Origin of the sequence: Thauera phenylacetica B4P (assembly GCF_000310225.1) — a bacterium.
GTDB classification, from domain to species: domain Bacteria; phylum Pseudomonadota; class Gammaproteobacteria; order Burkholderiales; family Rhodocyclaceae; genus Thauera; species Thauera phenylacetica.
Genome location: NZ_AMXF01000264.1, coordinates 1 through 5,268, shown reverse-complemented (window position 1 = coordinate 5,268; position 5,268 = coordinate 1). Strand labels below are relative to the sequence as shown.

The following is a 5,268-nucleotide window of genomic DNA, read 5'->3' as shown; positions in this document are numbered from 1 at the left end:
ACCCTGGGCGGAGCGGATCGACGCGGGGCGGGTGGCGGCTTCAGCCAAGGCGGGCCCCCTGCAGGATCTCGAGGCAGAGCGCGGTGAAGTCCAGACCCGCCACGCGCGCCGACATCGGCACCAGCGAATGGCCGGTCATGCCCGGCGAGGTGTTCATCTCGAGCAGGTAGGGGCGGCCGTCCTCGGTGAGGATGAGGTCGGCGCGGCCCCAGCCGCGGCAGCCGAGCACGCGCGCGCACTTCATCACCAGCGCCTGCAGCTCGGCCTCCTGCGCCGCGGGCAGGCCGCAGGGGCAGTCGTAGCGCGTGTCGTCGGTGAAGTACTTGTGCTGGTAGTCGTAGTTGCCGTCCGGGGCGACGATGCGCACCAGCGGCAGCGCGCGATCCTCGAGGAAGGGCGCGGTGAGCTCGGCGCCGGCGATGAACTCCTCGGCGATCACCAGGCTGTCGTAGCGCGCGGCGAGTTCCCAGGCCGCCCGCAGCTGGCCGGCCTCGACCACCTTGGTCGCGCCCATGCTCGAGCCTTCGTGCACCGGCTTGACGAAGATCGGCAGGCCGAGCTCGGCCACCACCGCATCCCAGTCGGTGTCCTGCTCCAGGATCGCGTAGCGCGGCGTGGGCAGGCCAGCCGACAGCCACACCATCTTGGTGCGCCACTTGTCCATCGACAGCGCGGAGGCCATCACGCCGCTGCCGGTGTAGGGGATGCCCATCAGCTCGAGCGCGCCCTGCACCGTGCCGTCCTCGCCGCCGCGCCCGTGCAGGGCGATGAAGGCGCGCTCGAAGCTTTCTTCCTTGAGGGTGTGCAGGTCGCGCTCGGCCGGATCGAAGGCGTGCGCATCCACCCCCGTGGCCTGCAGCGCGGCGAGCACCGCAGCGCCCGACATCAGCGAAACCTCGCGCTCGGCGGACGACCCGCCGAACAGCACCGCAACCTTTCCGAACCGGGCCATCACGCTGCTTCCTCGATGCTGGCGAGCTTGCCCGGCACCGCGCCGATGCTGCCCGCTCCCATGGTGATGACGACGTCGCCGTCGCGCGCGGCGGACAGGATCATGCGCGGCATGTCGACGATCTCCTCGACGAAGACCGGCTCGACCGTGCCGGCGACGCGGATCGCGCGCGCGAGCGAGCGACCGTCGGCGGCTACGACCGGGGTCTCGCCGGCGGCATAGACCTCGGCCAGCAGCAGCGCATCCACGGTCGACAGCACCTTGACGAAGTCCTCGAAGCAATCGCGCGTGCGCGTGTAGCGGTGGGGCTGGAAGGCCAGCACCAGGCGGCGGCCGGGGAAGGCGCCGCGCGCCGCGGCGATGGTCGCCGCCATCTCCACCGGGTGGTGGCCGTAGTCGTCGACCAGCGTGAAGCTGCCCGCCTCGTCGCCGTCCTGGTCAAGCAGGGCGACCTCGCCGTAGCGCTGGAAGCGCCGGCCGACGCCGTTGAACTCCGCGAGCGCCTTGACGATGGCCGCATCCGGCACCTGCACCTCGGTCGCCACCGCGATCGCGGCGAGCGCGTTGAGCACGTTGTGCATGCCGGGCAGGTTGAGCTCGATCGACAGGCGCGAGGTCGTGCCGTTGACCCGCACGCAGTCGAACAGCATGCGCCCGCCCTCGGCGCGCACGTTCTCGGCGCGGATGTTGGCGGTCTCGGTGAGACCGTAGCGGACCACCTGGCGGGTCACCCGCGGCAGGATCTCGCGCACGTTGGGGTCGTCCTCGCACAGCACCGCGACGCCGTAGAAAGGCAGGCGCTGGAGGAAGTCGACGAAGGCCTGCTTGACCCGGCCGAAGTCGTGGCCGTAGGTCTCCATGTGGTCGGCGTCGATGTTCGTGACCACCGAGATCACCGGGTTGAGCAGCAGGAAGGAGGCGTCGGACTCGTCCGCCTCGGCCACCAGGTAGTCGCCCGTGCCCAGGCGCGCGTTGGCGCCGGCGGCGTTGAGGCGGCCGCCGATCACGAAGGTGGGGTCGATGCCGCCCTCGGCGAGGATGCTCGCCACCAGCGAGGTGGTGGTGGTCTTGCCGTGGGTGCCGGCGATCGCGATGCCGTGCTTGAAGCGCATCAGCTCGGCGAGCATCTGCGCGCGCGGCACCACCGGGATGTGGCGCTCGCGCGCCGCCACCACCTCGGGGTTGTCGGCCTTCACCGCGGTCGACACCACCACCACGTCGGCGTCGGCGACGTTGCCCGCGTCATGGCCGCGCACCACGTGCGCGCCCATCTTCTGCAGGCGGCGGGTGGCGGCGTTGTCGCCGATGTCGGAGCCGCTGACGCGATAGCCCTGGTTGGCAAGCACCTCGGCGATGCCGCTCATGCCCGAGCCGCCAATGCCGACGAAGTGGATGTTCCTGACCTTGTGCTTCATGCTTGTTCTCCACCGCCCAGCTCGGCGCACACATGGGCCACCGCGACCGCCGCGAGCGGCTTGGCGAGGGCGCGCGCGTTCTCGGCCATCTGCAGCAGGCGGCCACGGTCCAGGCTGGACAGAATGCCCGCCAGGCGGTCGGGCGTAAGTTCGGATTGCGGCAGCAGGTAGGCGCCGCCGCGGTCGGCGAGGAAGCGCGCGTTGCCGGTCTGGTGGTCGTCCACCGCGTAGGGGAAGGGCACCAGCAGGCTGGCCACCCCGGCCGCGGCGAGCTCGGCCACGGTGAGCGCGCCGGCGCGGCAGATCACCAGGTCGGCGTCGGCATAGGCCGCCGCCATGTCGTCGATGAAGGGGCGCAGCTCGCCCTCGACCCGCGCGCGCGCGTAGGCCGCCCGCAAGGCCTCGATCTGGCGCTCGCCGGCCTGGTGCACCACCGTCGGGCGCTGCTCGGCGGGAAGGCGCAGCAGCGCCTGCGGCACGGTCTCGTTGAGCACCGCGGCGCCCAGGCTGCCGCCCACCACCAGCACGCGCAGCGGACCCTCGCGCCCGGCCATGCGCTCGGCCGGCGGCAGCACCGCAGCGATGTCGGCGCGCACCGGGTTGCCCATCCACTCCGCCTTCTCCAGCACCTCGGGGAAGCCGCTCAGCACACGGTCGGCGACGCGGGCGAGCACGCGGTTGGCCAGGCCGGCGACCGAGTTCTGCTCGTGCAGCACGAGCGGACGCCCGAGCAGCGCGGCCATCATGCCGCCCGGAAAGGTGATGTAGCCGCCCATGCCGAGCACCACGTCGGGCCGGGCGCGGCGAATCTCGCGCAGCGCCTGCCAGAAACCGGACAGCAGGTTCACCGGCAGCAGCAGCTTGCGCAGCAGGCCCTTGCCGCGCAGCGCGCCGAAGCGCACCCAGGCGGTGTCGTAGCCGCGCGGCGGCACGATGCGCGCCTCCATGCCCTCGGGGTTGCCCATCCAGACGATGCGCCAGCCGCGCGCGCGCAGCTCCTCGGCGACCGCGATGCCCGGGAAGATGTGGCCACCGGTGCCGCCGGCCATCACCATCAGCGTCTTCATGTCCGCCCCCCACGCATGAGCTGGCGGTTCTCCCAGTCCACCCGCAGCAGGATGGCGAGCGCGACGCAGTTGGCGACGATGCCCGAGCCGCCGAAGCTCATCAGCGGCAGGGTCAGGCCCTTGGTGGGCAGCAGGCCCATGTTCACGCCCATGTTGATGAAGGACTGGATACCGATCCACAGGCCGATGCCCTGGGCGACCAGGCCGGCGAAGTAGCGCTCGAGCTTGATCGCCTCGCGGCCGATGATGAAGGCGCGGTGCACGATCAGCGCGAACAGCGCCACCACCGTCAGCACGCCGACGAAGCCGAGTTCCTCGGCGATCACCGCGAGCAGGAAGTCGGTGTGCGCCTCGGGGAGGTAGAAGAGCTTCTCGACGCTGCCACCCAGGCCGACGCCCAGCCACTCGCCGCGCCCGAAGGCGATCAGCGAGTGGGAGAGCTGGTAGCCCTTGCCGTAGGCGTCCTGCCAGGGATCCATGAAGCCGAAGATGCGGTCGCGGCGGTAGGGCGAGGTCCAGATCAGGATCATGAAGCCGATCACCGCCACCACCGCGAGCAGCACGAACACGCGCACGTTCACGCCGCCGAGGAAGAGCACGCCGAAGGCGATCGTGGTGATCACCACGAAGGCGCCGAAGTCGGGCTCGCGCAGCAGCAGGAAGCCGACCAGCAGGATCACCGCCATCATCGGCACGAAGCCCTTCATGAAGCTGCCCATCACGTCGAGCTTGCGCACCGTGTAGTCGGCGGCGTAGAGCGCGGCGAAGATCTTCATGAGCTCGGAGGGCTGCAGGTTCACCGGACCGAGCGAGAGCCAGCGCTGCGCGCCGTTGACCTCGCGCCCGATGCCCGGAATCAGCACCACGATCAGCAGCACCACGCCGGCGACGAAGAGCGCCGGGGCGAGCTGCTGCCAGCGCGCCATCGGCAGCTGGAAGGCCACCAGGCCGAGGCCGATGCCGACGGCGAGGAAGACCGCGTGACGGAGCAGGAAGAAGTGCGACTGGTAGTTGGTGAAGCGGCTGCCCTCGGCGATCGCGATCGAGGCCGAATACACCATCACCAGGCCGAGCAGCAGCAGGCCGACCGCCGACCAGATCAGCAGCAGGTCGAGCTCGCGCGCAGGTGCGCCGTGGCGTCCGAGGCGATCGGCCGCCGCGCGCGCCGGATCGGGCGCGCCGCCGCCGCGCTGGAGCAGGCCGGTGAAGGTGCTGGCGAACTTCATCGCGGACTGACTCCGGGCAGGCGGCGTGCCGCGGCGACGAAGACCTCGGCGCGGTGGGCGTAGTTGCGGAACATGTCGAGGCTGGCGCAGGCGGGCGAGAGCAGCACCACGTCGCCCGCCTGCGCGCAGGCGTTGGCGCGCGCCACCGCGGCGTCGAGGTCGGGCGCGTGCTCGATCGTCACGCCGCAGCCCGCCACCGCCTGCGCGATGCGGCCGGCGTCGCGGCCAATCAGCAGCAGCGCGCGCGCCTTGCCGGCGAGCACCGGGGCGAGCGGCGAGAAGTCCTGCCCCTTGCCGTCGCCGCCGGCGATCAGCACCACCGGGCAGTCCATGCCGGCGAGCGCCGCCACCGTCGCGCCCACGTTGGTGCCCTTGGAGTCGTCGTAGAAGCGCACGCCGTCGGCGCGCTCGGCGACCAGCTCGACGCGGTGCGGCAGGCCGCGAAAGGCCTTCAGCCCGGGAACCAGGGCCTGCGGCGCGATGCCCAGGCCACCCTCGCAGAGCGCGAGCGCGGCGAGCGCGTTGGCGGCGTTGTGGCGGCCGGCGAGCGGCAGCTCGTCGAGCGCGAGCAGGCGCTGGTCGCCGTGCATCAGCCAGGCGCGACCGTC

The 5,268-nt window shown here is 71.7% G+C and carries 5 protein-coding genes; all 5 read right to left on the bottom strand.

The window, feature by feature from the left end; genetic code table 11:
* Window positions 1–40 precede the first annotated feature (40 nt).
* Entirely contained in the window at window positions 41–955 is a 915-nt protein-coding gene (locus C667_RS19990; protein WP_039922422.1) for a D-alanine--D-alanine ligase, read from the bottom strand.
* On the bottom strand, window positions 952–2,367 hold the full coding sequence (gene murC, locus C667_RS19985) for a UDP-N-acetylmuramate--L-alanine ligase (protein ID WP_004378962.1): 1,416 nt from the start codon (window positions 2,365–2,367) through the stop codon (window positions 952–954). Before murC ends, C667_RS19990 begins: the two co-directional genes overlap by 4 nt.
* Window positions 2,364–3,434, bottom strand: coding sequence for an undecaprenyldiphospho-muramoylpentapeptide beta-N-acetylglucosaminyltransferase (gene murG, locus C667_RS19980; RefSeq protein ID WP_004378961.1), 1,071 nt, complete (start codon window positions 3,432–3,434; stop codon window positions 2,364–2,366). The genes murC and murG overlap by 4 nt, the downstream gene beginning before the upstream one ends.
* On the bottom strand, window positions 3,431–4,660 hold the full coding sequence (gene ftsW, locus C667_RS19975) for a putative lipid II flippase FtsW (protein ID WP_004378960.1): 1,230 nt from the start codon (window positions 4,658–4,660) through the stop codon (window positions 3,431–3,433). The genes murG and ftsW overlap by 4 nt, the downstream gene beginning before the upstream one ends.
* Window positions 4,657–5,268 (bottom strand): glutamate ligase domain-containing protein (locus tag C667_RS19970; RefSeq protein WP_004378959.1); only part of this gene is annotated, 612 nt, incomplete at its 5' end. The genes C667_RS19970 and ftsW, both read right to left, overlap by 4 nt.

What these genes read in the sequence shown, in the direction of transcription:
- murG (WP_004378961.1), bottom strand. Translation starts at nt 3,434, where the DNA reads ATGAAGACGCTGATGGTGATGGCCGGCGGCACCGGTGGCCACATCTTC.
- ftsW (WP_004378960.1), bottom strand. Translation starts at nt 4,660, where the DNA reads ATGAAGTTCGCCAGCACCTTCACCGGCCTGCTCCAGCGCGGCGGCGGC.
- murC (WP_004378962.1), bottom strand. Translation starts at nt 2,367, where the DNA reads ATGAAGCACAAGGTCAGGAACATCCACTTCGTCGGCATTGGCGGCTCG.